Source organism: Brevibacillus panacihumi W25 (assembly GCF_000503775.1).
Classification (GTDB): Bacteria; Bacillota; Bacilli; order Brevibacillales; family Brevibacillaceae; genus Brevibacillus; species Brevibacillus panacihumi_A.
In genome coordinates, this window is record NZ_KI629786.1 from 647027 (window position 1) to 664137 (window position 17111).

Annotated in this window: 12 protein-coding genes; 11 read left to right on the forward strand and 1 reads right to left on the reverse strand. The window is 51.4% G+C overall.

Annotated elements, in window-relative coordinates; all coding sequences use genetic code 11:
• Position 1: 1 nt before the first annotated feature.
• The 11 genes from T458_RS52740 to T458_RS52790 all read left to right on the forward strand — a co-directional run bounded on the left by T458_RS52740 (position 2) and on the right by T458_RS52790 (position 16384).
• On the forward strand, positions 2-3367 hold the full coding sequence (locus T458_RS52740; protein WP_023559196.1) for a tubulin-like doman-containing protein: 3366 nt from the start codon (positions 2-4) through the stop codon (positions 3365-3367).
• Positions 3368-3406: 39 nt separating this feature from the next.
• Positions 3407-5761, forward strand: coding sequence for a hypothetical protein (locus T458_RS52745; protein ID WP_023559197.1), 2355 nt, complete (start codon positions 3407-3409; stop codon positions 5759-5761).
• A complete protein-coding gene (locus T458_RS52750) occupies positions 5742-7028 on the forward strand; it encodes a vWA domain-containing protein (protein ID WP_023559198.1) in 1287 nt (428 codons plus the stop codon). The genes T458_RS52745 and T458_RS52750 overlap by 20 nt, the downstream gene beginning before the upstream one ends.
• Positions 7029-7047: 19 nt before the next feature.
• Positions 7048-7683, forward strand: a complete 636-nt coding sequence (locus T458_RS52755) for a hypothetical protein (protein WP_023559199.1) — start codon at positions 7048-7050, stop codon at positions 7681-7683.
• Between the two features lie 11 nt (positions 7684-7694).
• A complete protein-coding gene (locus T458_RS52760) occupies positions 7695-8960 on the forward strand; it encodes a TRAFAC clade GTPase domain-containing protein (protein WP_023559200.1) in 1266 nt (421 codons plus the stop codon).
• Positions 8960-11470, forward strand: a complete 2511-nt coding sequence (locus T458_RS52765; RefSeq protein ID WP_023559201.1) for a GAP1-N2 domain-containing protein — start codon at positions 8960-8962, stop codon at positions 11468-11470. Before T458_RS52760 ends, T458_RS52765 begins: the two co-directional genes overlap by 1 nt.
• Positions 11471-11651: 181 nt before the next feature.
• A complete protein-coding gene (locus T458_RS52770; protein ID WP_031306239.1) occupies positions 11652-12398 on the forward strand; it encodes a DUF4097 family beta strand repeat-containing protein in 747 nt (248 codons plus the stop codon).
• A gap of 253 nt (positions 12399-12651) precedes the next feature.
• Positions 12652-13605 (forward strand): ABC transporter permease, encoded by a 954-nt coding sequence (locus tag T458_RS52775; RefSeq protein ID WP_023559203.1) that lies wholly within the window; start codon positions 12652-12654, stop codon positions 13603-13605.
• A 5-nt stretch (positions 13606-13610) separates the two neighbouring features.
• Positions 13611-14552 (forward strand): iron chelate uptake ABC transporter family permease subunit, encoded by a 942-nt coding sequence (locus T458_RS52780; protein WP_031306240.1) that lies wholly within the window; start codon positions 13611-13613, stop codon positions 14550-14552.
• Positions 14549-15307 (forward strand): iron ABC transporter ATP-binding protein, encoded by a 759-nt coding sequence (locus T458_RS52785; protein ID WP_023559205.1) that lies wholly within the window; start codon positions 14549-14551, stop codon positions 15305-15307. The genes T458_RS52780 and T458_RS52785 overlap by 4 nt, the downstream gene beginning before the upstream one ends.
• A gap of 96 nt (positions 15308-15403) precedes the next feature.
• A complete protein-coding gene (locus T458_RS52790) occupies positions 15404-16384 on the forward strand; it encodes a siderophore ABC transporter substrate-binding protein (protein ID WP_216087488.1) in 981 nt (326 codons plus the stop codon).
• A 61-nt stretch (positions 16385-16445) separates the two neighbouring features.
• On the opposite strand, the gene T458_RS52795 is transcribed toward T458_RS52790, so the two are convergent.
• Positions 16446-17024 (reverse strand): YdcF family protein, encoded by a 579-nt coding sequence (locus tag T458_RS52795; RefSeq protein ID WP_023559207.1) that lies wholly within the window; start codon positions 17022-17024, stop codon positions 16446-16448.
• Positions 17025-17111: the final 87 nt, after the last annotated feature.

Consider the following 17111-nt stretch of genomic DNA (forward strand, 5'->3'; position numbering starts at 1 on the left):
TATGAAAGCAGTCGTAAGAGAACATATTCAGCAATTGGATGTATCATTGGGCGGGGGTATCGTCAGCGACAAGATTCGTGTCGATACCATCGACAACCCCATGCTTGTGATCGGATTGGGCGGTACAGGGATCGATGCCCTGCTCCGTTTGAAATATCAAGTAAACCGACGCTTCAAGCTTCCGGTCGATCCGCTGTCGAAGAAGCGCAAAGAGAAACCGGACAATATCGAATTCATCGCGTTTGAAACCAACGAGCACGACCGCAACAAAAAATACAAAGGCATCGGCCTGGATCCCGTCACCGAATTCGTCCTGCTCTCCAACCCGGAGATCGGCGGCGTCCTGCAAAACCGCAGCATTCTGGAGCCGTACATCACGGATTGGCTCTCTCCGGAGCTGACGATTACGGATGGAATCAGCGGAGCATCCGGTGTGCGCCAGGCAGGCCGCCTGCTGCTGTTTACCAAAATCACGCAGGTTGTGCAGACGATTGAGAAGAAAATCAAAATGCTGACCGAAGGCACGAACAAAAAGCTGACAGTCTTCCTCTTGAGCGGACTTTCCGGGGGGACGGGCAGCGGCTGCTTCCTCGACATCTCGTACATCGTGCGCGGGATTCTGGAGCGCGACTTCGGCAGCGGCGGCGTAGACAAGGTAAACATGCTCGGCTATCTCTTCACGCCTGACGTCAATCTGTCCAACAAGAGCCTGAGCTCCCATACCCGCGACTACATCATGAAAAACGGCTATGCGGCGCTCAAAGAGCTGGACTACTGGATGAACGCAGACGAGCGCATGGAGCGCTTCAAGCAGCAGTACGGCAATGTGCTGAATGTGCAATCGCCCATGCCGCCATTCAACCTCTGCCACTTGATCTCCGCGACCAACCTGGAAGGCAAGGCGCTGGAGAATGCCTATGACTACTGCATGAACGTGACGGCAGAGAATATTACGAACTTCATGGCGAGCGAGGAAAAGCGCTCCGGCGAAGAGTTCGCGATTCACGACTACATCAGCAACATCCGCACCAACATCAACCAGATGCCAAAGGCGTATGCGGCGAACTATCAGTACAACGTGATCGGCGCTTCCTCCGCGGTCCTGCCGATCGAAGAGATGACCACCTATCTGGCGTACCGTCTCTTTAAAAAGATGGAGAAAATGTTCGCGGTTGCTCCTACTCAGGAGGACGCGGAGAAATTCGCCCGCAAGCTGGGAATCGACATCGACTCCATTGCCAAAAAATTCGAGTCGCGTGTGCCGGAACCACTGCCGGGCTATGAAAACAGCGAGCGGCTGAACTACAGCAATGTGATCAGCCAGCAGGTAGTTAGCATTGATCACGAGCTGGAGCAAGGCTATCTGGCAAAAGCCCGTGAGGAATACATCAAGTGCAAGAAGCAGACGCCGGGTGAGATGATGGAGACGTTCCGCGAGATGATTACGCGCGTCTTTCTGCACCCGCAGCAAGGACCTTTTTACGCATCTCGATTGATCCACTCGGACAAAGGCTTCTGTCTGATGAAAATGATCTTGTCCTATGTAGAAAGCCTGAAAGCCAATCTGGAGAGCTTCCCGCGCGAGATTGAGGGTGCGCGCGAGACCGCCACTGAAAAGCTGGGAGATGCCCGCAGCGCGTTTATCTCCAAAGAAAAAAAGAAAAACAGCTATATCGAAGCAAAGATCAATGAATACCAGCTTTTGGCTGACCAGGAGAAGCTGGAGCAGATGATTGAGTTCTACGAAGAACTGCATCGCCTGTTAAATGAAGAAAACAATCGCATCTACAGCGTTTTTACCGAGATTCTGAATGCCCTGAACCAGATCTTTGACAAAAACGGCGACATCCTGATCAACGCGGAAGAAGAGATGGATCGCACTGGAAACAAAACGTACTACTGGAACATCGTCAGCGTGCCGGATGTCTCCAAGGTGATCGGCAATATCCTGGAACAAAAAGACGCCGACGACCTGATCCGCGATTTTACCAGCGATCTGTTGAAGCATTCGGACCAATGGGTGAAGGAGCAGGAACTGGACATCGTCACTTCGATTTCCGATTTCCTCTCTGAGAAATTCGGCGAGCTGATCACCAAATCCATGGAAGAGTTCCTCGTCATCAAATACGGACAGGACGAAACGCTGGATCGCATCGTCGAGCGCAAGATTGCCAGCAAGCTGGACGAAGAAGCGATTCCGGTCTTCCACCTGAGCAACAATCTCGGCAATATGCACTTCCCGTCCTGGGGCTTCGTGTCGGTGCCGCTGAAAGCACCGTCGATTCTCAAGGGGATTCGCAACTACCAGGATACCGCCATCAGCGGCTCGCGCTTTACAGTAAAAGAGAGCGAGGTCAAAAACCGCATTTTCTGGCTGAATACGAAAAACGGGATTCCGCTCTTCGTCTATACGCCGCTCAAGGTCTACGAGGAAAGCTACGAGCGCACGATTCTGGATCGGGAAGGGATCGGCCGTCACCTCGTGCAGACGGAGAAGAACAACTGGGCCTACCTGCCTTCGCCGATACCGGAAAAATCCTGGGGCGATACGTACCAGAACGCTCGGATCAAGGAATACAATGCCAGCATTCGCCAGTTGTTCGACAAGGCCGTGCGCTTTGGCAGCATCCGCGAAAAGGGGCAGGACAGCCAAACGAGCAGCCGTTACGAATGCGTCGTGACCAAACCGTTCGAACTGCCGGCAGCGGACACCTCCAAAATGAGTCCCGGCGAGATCAAGCGCTTGTTGGCTGAGCTGAAGGGACATATGAAAGACGGCTTGCCGCAAGACTTCCAACGCGATATTTTCGGCAGCATCAACGAAGAGATGGCGAAGGAAAATCTGATTCGCTACCCAGAGCTGATCCGCCTCATGCAAAACGAGGTGCGCAAATACGAAGCAATCGAGAGCAAAATCCAGGAGCTGGAACAAATCGTCAACGCCATGCAGGGCGAAGAAGAGCTGCTCACGCGCTACATCGAAGCGCTCTATACGGGTACAATCAGCAAAAAAGGCGCGCTGTTCGTCTATGACCGTGATGAGGAAGAAGAGGCTTGGGATCCTTTGCTCAATCTGATGAAGGTGAACAAGCACGTCGAGTATGCCGTGTACCAGCAGTTCCGCAGCCTCGATCACAAAAAGATGGCGGCGCTGCAGCGCAAAGCAGCCAAGCGCAGCGACCAAATGACATCGGCTGAGGATACCACAGCGTTGATCCAGCGTCTGGACGAGATCGCAGCATCCTTCCAGGCTGTGAAGAGCGAGCTCGAGTACGACCGTGACGAATACGTAAACGGAGAAGAAATGTTCGAGTTCTATAAAAAGGTTTGGTCCAAAGTAAACGACATGCGCAAGACACTGCAGTAAGCAAAAACGCATTTTATCTACAGAATGGCGGGAGAAAGCATGAGGGAATGGCTGGAGCAATTCGCAACCGAATACGTGACCGACATGGAAAGACAAGCGGAGAGCGGCTTTGGTCAGCGGGGCATACAGAACCCCGTGCTTTTTCTCTTCCTGGGAGATAAAAGCCTGGAGTCTCTCCAGACTGTCTGCCGGATGAATGAACGAAAATGGCCAAACAGCGACGGTGTTCTCTACATCCATGCCTACGAAAAAGAGACCTGGGAGCATCCGCTGGTGGAGGGATTTCGCCTGCCCGAGTCAGATGGAAACAAGCGCATGCTGCGCCCATCGCTATACGAGCGCTTTGCACAGGATGAATCCATGCTGATGACGCTCAACAAGGTGATGAAACAGGCGAGCATGCGGGTGGCGGAAATGGGGAAACGCTTTGCCACGCTTCAGCAGGTAAACCTCGCTGTCGTGACACGCGCGGATGACCCCGCCAACGTCTTGTTGCCGGAGCTGACCCTGGTGTTGAAAAGTTATCTGGCGGAGCTGTTCAAGCATGTGTCCGTCGATTTGTACATTTTGCTGCAAGAGAAGCAGCCGGGGGAGGAATTTGGCTTTTCGGCTGCGCTGAGTGTCAGTTTTCTCGAGGAAGTGAATCGGTACCAGCGCCAAGACTTCAGCTATTGCGCGGATCTGCTGGTGACAGGGGATCTGGTCAAGCTGCCGGTCGAGCATGAGCATGCGCCGCTCTTTTCCATCGTCTATCTCTTGAGCGACAAAAACGAGCAAGGGATGTTTCTCGAGTCGGGCATGCAGGAGAATGACGAGCTGATCAGCCATCTCGTCCTGCTGCATAACAAAGGGGCGGAACCAAACAGCAGCGACAGCTTCAGCAAATTCCAGTTTATTCGCAACATCACAGGGAGTCGGGTGGAGGCGGCATTCGCTTCTGCCGGCTTGTCCAAGGTCAAGCGTCCGACCCATGCGATTGCGCTGACTGTGCTGGCTGCCGTCTTTGACCTCTATTGGGATCGACTAAAAAGAGGAGCGCTGCCCGACAAGGCGAGCGTGCGAGAGCGGCTTGGGCTGATGTCGCATGATTTGCAAAGACAGCTGCGGACGGTTTTTTCAGAGGAGAGCAAGCTTGATGAGATGGGCGGGCTTATGACCTCCGGCGTCAGCTTCAAGGAGCTCAGCCGGATGAATCTGCGGGAAGCGGAAAAAGCCTTGTTCGAGGGCAGCAGCCAAGCTTTTTTTGAGACGAATCTGGTCCGTCCTGTCTTCCATCGCCTGGAGGATTTGTTGCAGGAGGAGAGCCTGGCTTCGATCATTCAGCACGAGCTGATCGCCGATCCGCGGTACGGTCTGTACGCAGCCTATCAGATTACCTCGGAGCAAAGCAGTGTCGGACATCTGCTGAATGAAATACGGCTGGGCATCCGGGAAACGAGCAGGGAGCTGGAGCTGGCGCGAGCAGAGCTGGAAGAAATCTATCAGCAGCGGGTAGACCGTCTGGAGCTTCGCGTCGGGGGTCTTTTCACCCGGGACAAGGAGCGGGTGAGAGCACTGGTCCGCCACCTCCTCGACCTCGTGTATGGCAAAAAGCTCGAGATCCTTGAGGGAGAAACCATTCTGCGCATTCTGCAAGAAAGGGAGCGGCAGGTAGGGGAGATCCACCGTCAGCTCGGCAGGCAGTTCGAACAACTGGAGGAGCTGCAGCAGCAATTGCACGAACATGCACGGCGAAGCATCCGTGAGGCAGCCGACTACCTGGGCAAAAACATCGAGGACTATTACTCTTCCTTGGTTCGCGAGGCGATCCAGGCGATGGAGGCTCAGCGGGGTGCTGACTTTTATCTGGAATCCCGCTATATCGGGACTGACTCGCTGCAATTGTACAATGGCGTGGCTGGTTTGATTGAGCGGCTTTGCCGTTTTTGCCGTTCGGAGATTTTGCCTCGTCCAGCCTTTGCTCTTTCGTTCGACGCCGAGCTGTTGGCGAGGGCCAATGTAGCGGCAGCGTACGAGAATCGCACCGTGCTGACCCGTGACGATCTGTTCCGGGATCTTGCGTTTGCCTTGGAAGAACGAGCTTCGATCCATATTGAAATTTTCCATTTTCTTCAAAAACATCGCTACGAGGAAAAATACCTGTTTGCCGACACCAGCAATGACTTCGTACAGTTCGTACTGCGGCTGGACGAAGGGAATCGAACCTATAAGCAGGGATGCATCCACGAGGATAGAAAGAGCGGCATCGAGAAGCTCAACCTGATGGGGGGATTTGGCATCGAGGACCTGATGTACTATCGCAACAACAAGAAGTACCATACCTCCTACCTGGAAAACGGCTTTTCATTTGCCGCCGAGGAAAGGATGAATCGACATGAGACAAAGAAGGATTAATCTGCTCATGGTGTTATGCAGCCTGGTGGGTGGAGGCATTGGTTTTGCCGTAGGAGAAGTGCTGCTTGCGAGCTTTTCTGGGGAGTGGCCGACGTGGCTGCTTATGGGACTTTATTTTGGACAATACGCGCTTTTTGTAGGATTAATGTGCCTGGTGGCGGAGATGATTTCGCCCCGGCTCAACGGCTCAGGCTGGAAGCAGCGTTATGTCGGCGCTTCCTGGAAAATGCTCGTGCCCAGCACCTTTTTGCTGATCGGCGTCGTGGCCATGCTGCTGCAATTTGCCTACGGCTCCACCTTTCAGAGTGCGAGCAGCTCCAATAATATCGTCATGCTACTGGATACCTCCGGCAGCATGAATCGCTCTGATCCGGACAGCCGCCTTTTCCCGGCTGCTGCCGACATGGTGCAGAAAATGGAGGACGGGACGAATGTAGCGGTCATTTCCTTTAACGACAGCACAGAAGTGGTCCAGCCGCTGACCCAAATCAACGGGCAGGCCGTCAAGGATCAGGTTGTGCAGAAGTTGCGGGAGCAAACCGGCATGAACGGCGGCGGCACCGATATCGACAAAGCCTTGCAGACGGCACTGGATCATCTGCAAGCCTCGCAAAAGCTGGCGAACAGCACGGTGGTGTTGATGTCTGACGGCTACAGCCGCGTTGATCTGGACCGAGCGCTTGCCCCGTACAAGCAGGCGAATGTCGTTATCCATACAGTCGGGATGAGTGCGATTGATGCAGATGGGACTCAGCTTCTGCAGCAAATCTCCAGCGCTACAGGCGGCACGTATTTTGACGTGGCGCACGCCGATCAGATCACCGGCGCCTTCGGACAAATTATTGAGCTGACGCGGCATGAGCGCACATTGGTCTCCCCACGCAGCGATGCGACAGAGAGCAGCACCCTATACGCCATTCTGCGTGTCGTAAGCCTGATCGTCATCGGCACACTCCTGGGCTTGGCATTGGGACTGATTTTTGATAATCGCCATCTGGCGAAAAGCTTTACGATTGGCGGGGTTGTCTCCGGTCTGTTGGCGGGTCTCGTGCTGGAGGCAGGATTTATCGGGGGAGATTTGCCGGCGATGCTGCTGCATCTGTTGGCTGCGCTGCTGCTGGCTGTCGTGCTGACTCTCTTTACCCTCTTGATTCCGGTGACCATCGGTACAGAGCCATCGTCCTTCCAGAGACGCCTGTCGCGCAGCAAGGCTCTGCCGGTCCATACCGGGGACGGAAAAGCAAACAGCAAGCGGTTTGATCTGTAGAGTGGGAGCATGATGCGTCATGATCAATCATGAAACGACTTCGGATGTGCTCATCAAGGATGTCGTCTGCCATCGTCACGGAGAAGAGTACGTCATCAATTGGCATTGGGCTGACGAGGTGCCGTGCGTGTACGTGCACAAATCTCCGATGGATGCGCCATTTGCGATCGAGCAGATCAGTGAAAAACAATTGAAGCTGTATACGCGTGAGGAATACAAGGTGCACAAGGGACTGCGGGAGAAAAGCGAAGACATCGGCCAATACACGTACCGCATTTTCCCCTGTCGCCTGGAAAAGGGCAGGCCAATCTTGCTCGTTCCGGACTCGGATGCGCATATCATTCACATCAGCACCGGAAAAGCGAAGATCCGGTACTCGCTGATCCGCAAAAGAAAGTGGTTCGGTGCTTATGATACGTTGCAAATTCGCATTTTTACCGAGATTCCGCTCGCCAAGGACGTCCTCTGCTACGTGAAAAAAGAAGGTTCCCCTCCCATTCACAAGGATGACGGCACGCAATACGCTTTTATTCGCGATCTTGAAGCTGGCGTCAACCTTTTGCCGGAGATCGAGGTCCGCAAGAAGGATGTCATCCGCCTCTTTTTTACGGACGGCAAAAAATACGGGGAACGTTACGAACTGATTCCCGAATAGGAGGGGAGAGCATGTTTACCTTTTTGAAGAACATGTTTGAGAAGAAACAGCCAGTCAAGGAAAGACTTCCTTTTTATGATATCGTCTGTCCGTTTTGCTTTTCGAAATTCGGGCCGGAAGAAGTTGTCTTTCGGGCTGCCCATTACCGTTCCGACGACGAGGACTACGCCCTGCAGGAAGACCATCTGCTGAACGCCTACCGCGACAAGTTTGGGCTGGATGCCATCGAGGAGATCGAAGCGGTGATTGATCCCGAATCGATCCCGGAGGAAAATCACCTGTATGTGGATCAGGTGCTGATCGGCGTCACGGACCGGTACGGCGTCGTCTCCAAGCGCAGGCTCTGTCCAAAATGCCACAATGAGCTACCGATCACGGCAGGAAAGGCGCCGAGCAACATCATTTCGATCGTAGGGGCGTCGCAGGTCGGCAAGTCGGTCTATATGACTTCGTTGATCCACACCCTGCAGAATACGACAGCGAACCATTTCGATGCAGCCTGCATGCCGCTCAATGCCCAGATCAGCCGGAAATTCCGCGAGCAGTACGAAGCGCCGCTGTTTGAGCGCGGCCAGCTGCTGGATTCTACACAAAAAGAGAAGCGGCAGGAGCCTTTTATCTTCCAGTTCATCTTCAAGGACAGCGAGAAGGCGCCGTTGATTCTGGTGTTTTTCGATGTGGCCGGCGAGGGGATGGTCGACCGGGAATACCTGGAGCTGTATGCGGCACATGTGAAGAATTCGTCGGGGATTTTGTTCCTCGTCGATCCGTTGCAGATCAAGACGATTCGAGATCGTTTTCTGCTGCAGGCAGGTGACGAGCCGGGTGAATTTACGGCCCGTTACGATGAACCGCGTGAGGTCGTCATTACCTTGTTCGAGAACTTTATCGGCTATCAGGAGAGCAGCAAGACCCATATCCCGACAGCAGTCGTCCTCACGAAGAGCGACATGCTGCATGCGATCAAGGAAGAGGAAGGGACCTATATCAAGCCCAACAGCAATATCTTCCGCAACTTCGTGCATCAACAGTACCTGAACACGGCCGAATTTGAAAATATCAATGGCGAGGTCAGCCGTTTTATCGAAAAGGTGGACCGCCCGTTCAAGGATGCGCTGGAAGTTTACTTTACCAATGTGGCCTATTTTGCCGTGTCGGCACTAGGCAGCAATCCGGTCAACCAGAAGGTCAGCGGTGTCGTTACTCCGATGCGTGTAGACGAACCGTTCATCTGGCTCCTGCATCAGCTTGACTACATCGAGGGGAGGGAGCGTTAGTGAGTCGGCCGCTCATTTTGCAGCAGTATTACACCCGTGGGCGCCAAGGGATCTTTCGGGCCAATGAAGGCTATGATACCGTCGCCAAATCACCTGGGCTGGACAATCAATTCATCAAAAAGACGCTCCATCCGTTCTGTGTCTATCAGGCACCCCGACAATTGCAAGAGCGATCAGAAGCGGATGTATCCCGCTATCCCAAAGCACTTGTCTGTTTTCGCGCGGAGACGGGAGAGCTGGTGCTTGGACAAAGCGTGTTTGTCGGCGCCGATTTTACCGGGCAGCGCAATACGTTCTTCAGCCACAATTACGTAATTCCGGCAGAGCGAAGCGATGTGTTTATCCGGGAACCCGCGCGGATCTTTGGCGTCGAATCCTTTCAAAAGCAGCATGACGAAGCAAAAGGCAAGGAATTGCCAGGTCTGGACGAGCTTCCCTACAAGCAAGGAACGACAGGGCAGGACAGACGGCAGGTCCTGCAACGGCTGGGAATCGATCAAACGGTATTCAAGCAATTGCTGCATGCCATCATGCTCTCGCTTTCGGGGAAAAAGAAGGTTTTTATCAGTTTGCCGGGCGATATAGCCGAATCTACCGCGCAGGCCCATCAACTCTTGGAAATCCTCTATACTTGCCTGCCTTATGAGATGCGCAGGCATTTTGGGTTTCTTACATACAGCGATGAGCCGCAAAGCAAAAAGCACATCCATCTGATGTTCGTAGAAGCGGGCAGCATCCGGCCTGGAAACGGGCAAAACGACAAGGATTTTCTCTTTGACTTTGCCAGCCAGCGTTTGCTCAATACGGAGCTGACGGAAGGGAAGCATGAGTATCTCGATTTCGCCTGGGAGTTTTTGCAGGACTCTCGCATTCTCGCATCGTTTCATGAGTTTTGCGAGGAGGTGCTGCAGGGAGCGGACCGCCAGACCGGGTTAAGTCTCGTGACGTACTACCAATTATGCGCTCTCTATCAGATTGAAAAAGGGCGCATGTCGGTCTACGAGAACAATCGTCCGGCGATCTGGCAGGTGCTCAACCACTATCTGCGCCAAGCTCAACTCCTCAAGAAGGATCGTTTGCACGAACTCATGCGTGCCATCTATTTGTTGGAAACCCAAGCGCTTTCCCAGCAGCATTGGCCCGAGATCGAATTGGTCAAGCAGATCGCTGACTCCTACTCTGTCGCCCGCAACGAGGTGGAGAAAGCAGAGAAGGTCCAGTATGTGATCGATGTGCTGTCCAAGGGTAAGAACCTGCTTAAGACCAGCTACGTCGCAGAGGTATATCAGCATGTGAGCGGACACCGCGATCTGTTTCACGCATTGATGCGGCAGGTGCTGGGCTACAAAGTGCTGGTCAAGCCGTTGTTCGAGGAATATCTGGTAGAGCGGCTGAAGGCAGTCGCCACGATCACGCAGATGCTCAAGGAAATCGAATTTTGGGCAAAGAATGCCCCTCTGGCGATTCGGCATCCTTTCTTCGCCACGACTACCATACCGAAGCTGATCGGTCTGATGATCGAGGAACGGAAAAGACTCGACGCAGCGATGCAGATCCACCATTTCTTCGATTCGTTTGCCGGTTCCCCCAGCTACGCGGAGGAGCTTTTGGACGAGGTAGACAAGACGCTGTTGAAGAAAGTTGCTCTGGATACCTTGTCTCAAAAAGACTTCGATCAGATTTTGTCGTTGCTGGAAGACAAGCCGCAAACCTTTTTTGACGGCCTTGATCTGGAAGCGCGCAACAAGCTGGACATGATGATGAACGTGGCGTCGCTGGAAGAGCTTTCGGAGATCCCGGGACCAGAGGAGTTTTTCCGCAAATGGGATCGCAATGACATCGAGAGCCAGCAAAGGCTGCTTCAAAACATGCTGGTCATCCCGCTCCGGGAAGAGAGCTTCGCAAAGGTCGCGTTGATTTTCCATGTGGCAGATGAGAGTCAGCAGGCGGCTTTCCGCTATGCGGAGATGATTGCTTACGTCGGAAAAGGCGGGGGCGACGAAGCCGTACATGCTTTTCTGCAATGGGCGATGACACAACGGATGTTTTTCTCGGGAAAACTGCTGGAGCCAGCGTTCCGCCATGCACTCAAATCGTTTTTTGCCGAAGAGAGGGGGCAGCGGTTGCGTCAGAAAGAATGGCGCAAACGTTGGTATGCAATACGCAATGCCGACTTCCGAAAGCTGTTGGACGAAGTGCGAAACGAAACGACACATCCACTGGTCAAGTTTTTTCGTAAAAAAAGCACAGCCGTGACGGGATTGATCGTGCTTGTGGCGGCTGGTGCGGTAAGCGGCTATCTGTATTGGCAGCCTGGGACGCAGCCTGCTAACGGCGATGCCCATGAGGGGAATGAAGCCCCAGCACGAGTCAGGGTACCGCAGCAGGTGGAGTTTGTACCTGTGTACAAGCTGATGGTGGACCCGAAGATTGAACCAGTTTTGATGCAGCCAGCGCTGCCGGAGCAAGCCCCGGAATCGCCGACTGAACCGATCCCTCAAGACGGATAAGAATGAATGGAGAACGGCCACTGCCCAATGACGGCAGTGGCTGTTTTGATGATGGCCTGTTTTCTCCTGCTGAAGACGGACCAATAAACACCGCGAGCGACTGATTTCTCCTGCCGCAAGCTTTGCTACGATAGTGAAAGTGAATGATGATAATGAATATCCAGGGGGAACGAAAAAACAAATGAAAGCATTGGGATGGTTCAGCATGTTGATGGCAGGCGTCGTTCTGGCATCAGGGTGTCAATTGGATAAAGTGGAAGAGAGAAGAGAGTTGGAATTGCCCGTTTCTGGGATTGAACAGATGGAAGTGGAGTCTGGTTTCGGAGACTTGGAAATCGTAGGGGATAAAAATGCCAGCTCGATTATTGCGAAAGCTTCGATCAAACGAAGTGGAAATATGAGCGAGGAAGATATCATCTTTACGCTTCAACAAGAAGGGAACACAGCAAAGCTCATCTTGGACGAATCGAAAGGATTAGGTTATCGGGACCTCGATGTTGCTCTGACGGTTACGGTACCTGCGTCGCTAAGTCTTCTTGTCAATGATGGATCAGGCGATATTCAGATCAAGGACTTGGAAGGACCTCTGACTGTGCACGACGATTCTGGAGATATTGAGATTACGGATGTCGCTGGGGAACTGGAAGTATATGACCAGTCAGGAGACATGCGTGTGACCAATGCGAGTAACATCAAGCTGATCGAGGATGAGTCGGGTGATATTTGGCTGAAAAACACAGCTGGAAATATAGAGATACATGATCAATCAGGCAACCTCCAAATCCGCAATCATGCCGGTGACATCTCGATCTGGGATGAAAGCGGGGATCTCTCCATTGACGGAGTCGACGGGGATGTAACCATTGAAGAAAAGGGATCCGGAGATAAATCCGTAAAGAATATCAACGGATCATGGACCGAAAAGTAATGATTGCTGCCGTTGCCTTCATGAGGCAGCGGCTTTTGCTTTTTATCAGGAGACTGGATTGTATTTGGCGGGTTCAATGATTATTCACAAAGAAATTTACTGGAATATGAAAAAAGACTTTAACATCTTATTCGAAAGTGCTAATATAACAACTGTAAGACCTTAATTGAGAATGAATATCGATATTACTGATAATGAATCTCTTTATTAATGATGAGCATATCAAAATACCGTGGAATTTCGGGGAAGAACGATGAAGCTAAGATACCTGCTTGTAACGCTTATCCTATTATCCTTTGTCTCCCTGTTTATCGGGGTCAAGGACATATCGCCGCTGGATTTGTTTGACTTGACAGAAGAGTCCACGCAAATCTTGTGGATCAGCCGCATTCCGCGGTTAGTCAGCATTATCATTGCCGGCATCAGCATGAGTATTGCAGGTCTGATCATGCAGCAGCTTACGCGCAACAAGTTCGTCTCTCCGACGACTGCGGGGACAGAGGACTCGGCGCGTTTCGGGATTCTGGTCGCCATGATGCTGTTCACGGACGCTCCGCCGCTGCTTCGTTTGCTTGTCGCTTTCGTTTTTGCGCTGTTGGGAACGTATATCTTCATGAAGATCCTGGATCGCGTAAAGTTCAAGGACACCATTTTCATTCCCTTGGTTGGGTTGATGTTTGGAAATATCGTAGGTTCGATTACGACGTTTTTTGCCTACAAGTACGATCTGCTCCAGAATATCGGTTCCTGGCTGCACGGAGATTTCTCCTCGATCTTGAAAGGCAACTACGAAATCCTGTACATTAGCATCCCGCTCGTCATCATTGCCTATCTGTTTGCCAACAGGTTCACGATTGCCGGCATGGGTGAAGAGTTTTCCATCAATCTGGGGCTTAATTACAAGCAGGTTGTCAATATCGGATTGACGATTGTAGCAATGGTCACCTCTGTAGTGATTCTCACGGTAGGCACGATTCCGTTTCTCGGCTTGATCATCCCGAACATCGTCACACTCTACCTGGGAGACAACCTGAAAAAGAGCCTTGTGCATACCGCTTTGCTCGGAGCCGTCTTTGTCCTGTTTTGTGACATTTTGGGCCGCCTGATCATTTTTCCATACGAGATCTCGATTGGCTTGATGGTAGGCGTCATCGGCAGCGGAATTTTTATTTTCCTACTTATGAGAAGAAGGGCTTATGAACAATGAAAGCAATGAAAACGAAAATCGGAGTTCTCGCACTCGTTGCCATTGCCCTGATCGCCATCTTTATGCTGATCGATGCTGGCGGCAACTGGGATTATGTCCTGCCTAGACGATTTAAGAAGATCCTGGCGATCATTCTTACCGGAAGCGTCATCGCGATCTCTACCGTTATCTTTCAAACCATTACCAACAACCGAATTTTGACACCGAGCATTATTGGACTGGACTCGCTCTACATGTTTATCCAGACCTTCGTAATCTTTTTCCTGGGCTCGGCGAGCAAGACGGCGATGGATAAAAACCTCAACTTCGTTCTCTCGGTGGGGCTGATGATCCTCTTCGCAGCACTCCTCTACAAGGTGCTGTTCAAGCGAGAGGGAAGGAACATCTACTTCCTGCTATTGATCGGGCTCATCTTCGGCACGTTGTTCAACAGTCTCGCGTCATTCTTGCAGGTGCTGATCGATCCCAATGAATTTATGATCTTGCAGGACAGAATGTTTGCCAGCTTCAACAATGTGAACACCGATCTGCTGGTTATCAGTTGTGTGTTAGTCCTCGGAATTATCTTGTACCTCAGGCCATTCCTGAAGTATTTGGATGTATTGTCACTGGGGCGGGATGACGCGATCAACCTGGGAGTCGACTACGATTACGTTGTGAAGCGCCTCTTGATTGTCATCGCGATTCTCGTATCGATTGCCACTGCGCTGGTAGGGCCGATCACCTTCCTGGGTTTGCTCGTCGCCAACGTCGCCTACCAGTTCATGAAGACCTACAAGCATTCCTACTTGCTTTTCGGCGCTTCGTTGATCAGCATCATCGCATTGGTCGGCGGTCTCTTGATTGTCGAGAGAGTCTTTACGTTCTCGACAACCATCAGCGTCATTGTCAACTTCATCGGCGGGGTTTACTTCATTTATCTTCTGTTAAAGGAGAATAAGGCATGATAGAAGTAAGAAATGTCTCAAAACGCTACAGCAACAAATACGTCGTGGAAGATGTTTCCCTGAAGATTGCGAAGGGAAAAATCACGTCCTTCATCGGGCCGAATGGCGCGGGGAAAAGTACCCTGCTGTCCATGATCAGCCGACTGTTGACGAAGGATCAGGGTGAGATTTTGTTGGAGGGCCAGGAGATCAGCAAGACCAAGAGTCAGGAGCTGGCGAAAAAGATCTCCATTCTGAAACAATCGAATCACATTTCGATCCGTTTGACGATTCGGGAGCTGGTCAGCTTTGGGCGTTTCCCTTACTCGCAAGGAAACCTCACCAAAGAGGATTGGAAGCATGTCGATGAGGCCATTCGCTACATGGAACTGGAGGACATCCAGCACAAGTTCCTGGACCAATTGAGTGGCGGACAAAAACAACGTGCCTACATCGCGATGGTCATCGCTCAAAACACAGAGTACATACTCTTGGATGAGCCGTTGAACAACCTGGATATGAAACACTCGGTCCAGATCATGAAAGTGCTGCGCCGGCTGGTAGATGAGCTGGGCAAGACTGTCGTCATCGTCATCCATGATATCAACTTTGCTTCTTGCTACTCCGACTATATCGTCGCATTGAAAGACGGCAAGGTGATCGAGGAAGGTTCGACAGACAAGATTATCAACTCGCAGATTTTGAAGGATGTCTACGATATGGACATCCAGATTGAGGACATCGACGAGAACCGCATTTGCGTCTATTATGCTTAGTTAAAATTATTTTGTTGGCGTACAATTTTCGGCGTCAGCAATAATTTTAAATAAAAATTTCATAAATCCCTAGAGGTGATAGAAGTGAAGAAAAAAATGACCATGCTGTTGATGACGGGATTGCTGGCTGTGTTTGCAGCTGCATGCGGTTCCGCCAATACAGCGACAAATCCAGCGCCAGCAGCCAACGCCAACGCAGAAGCTCCGCAAACCAACGCAGCAGCTCCAGCAGCGGAGGAACTGACCATCAAGCATAAACTGGGTGAAGCGAAGATTAAGAAGAACCCGCAAAACATCGTGGTCTTTGACTTTGGGGTCTTGGATTCCCTCGACCGACTGGGTATTGAGGTAACAGGCGTACCGCAAGCCAATATTCCTCCGTATCTGAAAAAATACGAGGATGCCAAATACAAAAATGCAGGTGGCTTGAAAGAGCCTGATTTTGAAAAAATCAATGCCATGAAGCCAGATGTCATTCTGATCTCCGGAAGACAGCAAGAGGCTTACGAAGAACTGAACAAAATCGCCCCAACCATCTTCTTGGGTGTCGATACGACCAAATACATGGAATCCTTTACCGAAAACATGAAGACACTCGGAACCATCTTCGGCAAAGAAGCTGAAGTGGATGCCGAACTGGCGAAAATCGATGACAGCATCAAGCAGCTGAAAGAGAAAACAGCAGCAGCCCAAGATAAAAAAGCATTGATTATCCTGACGAACGAAGGCAAAATCAGCGCCTACGGCCCAAGCTCCCGCTTCGGCATTCTGCATGACGTGTTTGGCTTTGCCCCTGCTGATGACAAGATCGAAGTATCCACGCATGGACAAAGCGTATCCTATGAGTATGTAGCAGAGAAAAACCCTGACTATCTGTTTGTCATCGATCGCAGTGTTGTCAATGCTGCGGATACGACCGGCAAGCAACTGGTTGAAAACGAACTGGTAAAAGGCACGAAAGCGTTTAAAGACGGAAATGTGATCTATCTGGATCCAAACTACTGGTACCTGTCCGGCGGCGGTCTGGAATCCACCTCTCAAATGGCAGACGAAGTGCTGAAAAACGTAAAATGGTAGGCTGATGGAAGCCTTATGATTGGGATGTCCCCTCTCGTAGTGAAAACTGCGACAGGGGACATCATTGTTTTAGCAGGTATTGATAATAAGCAAAGAATTCTCTGAATAGCGAATAGAGATCCCGCCATTCCAAATACTCTGCATGCGCCGAATAGACAGGATCAAATCCAGCTTGGGCAAAGGCGAGTTTCGTTCTGCTGATATGATAAAACTGCGTAATCACCATGACCGACTCGAGCCCGCGATCGCCCAGGATTTTCCGGCTATTCAGCGCGGTCATTCTTGTGTTTACACCCCTATTGTCCGTGATGATCCTGTCGCTTGGTATGCCTTTGTGCACCAGGAATCCCTTCATCACCTCTGCTTCATCAAAGCCTTCCATACCGATTCCGCCACTGACCAGAATGTAGGGAAAATACCCTTCTTGATAAAGCTGTGCAGCCTTTTCCAAACGGTATCGCAATCTCTCCGACGGCGTCCCGTCCAACTCCACCTTATTGCCCAATACGACGCCTACATCGACCTTTTGGAGGTCATCTTGAAACCCGTCCAAGCTCACGAGCAGGACGTGAATGACAAACCAGGCAAGCAACAGGCAGAGGACTTGAACGGTTCTTTTTTGAAACAGGAATTTGAGCATGTTATACCCTTTTTACCCTTTTTACGTAATAGTTGGTATTTTCATTGTATCAAAAAAAGCTGTCCCCCGGCCATTTGCATGACCTGC

Excerpts from the sequence above, each read along its gene's own strand:
- T458_RS52775 (WP_023559203.1), top strand. The coding sequence starts at position 12,652 with ATGAAGCTAAGATACCTGCTTGTAACGCTTATCCTATTATCCTTTGTC.
- T458_RS52770 (WP_031306239.1), top strand. The coding sequence starts at position 11,652 with ATGAAAGCATTGGGATGGTTCAGCATGTTGATGGCAGGCGTCGTTCTG.
- T458_RS52745 (WP_023559197.1), top strand. The coding sequence starts at position 3,407 with ATGAGGGAATGGCTGGAGCAATTCGCAACCGAATACGTGACCGACATG.
- T458_RS52750 (WP_023559198.1), top strand. The coding sequence starts at position 5,742 with ATGAGACAAAGAAGGATTAATCTGCTCATGGTGTTATGCAGCCTGGTG.
- T458_RS52740 (WP_023559196.1), top strand. The coding sequence starts at position 2 with ATGAAAGCAGTCGTAAGAGAACATATTCAGCAATTGGATGTATCATTG.
- T458_RS52790 (WP_216087488.1), top strand. The coding sequence starts at position 15,404 with ATGACCATGCTGTTGATGACGGGATTGCTGGCTGTGTTTGCAGCTGCA.
- T458_RS52795 (WP_023559207.1), bottom strand. The coding sequence starts at position 17,024 with ATGCTCAAATTCCTGTTTCAAAAAAGAACCGTTCAAGTCCTCTGCCTG.
- T458_RS52780 (WP_031306240.1), top strand. The coding sequence starts at position 13,611 with ATGAAAACGAAAATCGGAGTTCTCGCACTCGTTGCCATTGCCCTGATC.
- T458_RS52755 (WP_023559199.1), top strand. The coding sequence starts at position 7,048 with ATGATCAATCATGAAACGACTTCGGATGTGCTCATCAAGGATGTCGTC.
- T458_RS52760 (WP_023559200.1), top strand. The coding sequence starts at position 7,695 with ATGTTTACCTTTTTGAAGAACATGTTTGAGAAGAAACAGCCAGTCAAG.
- T458_RS52785 (WP_023559205.1), top strand. The coding sequence starts at position 14,549 with ATGATAGAAGTAAGAAATGTCTCAAAACGCTACAGCAACAAATACGTC.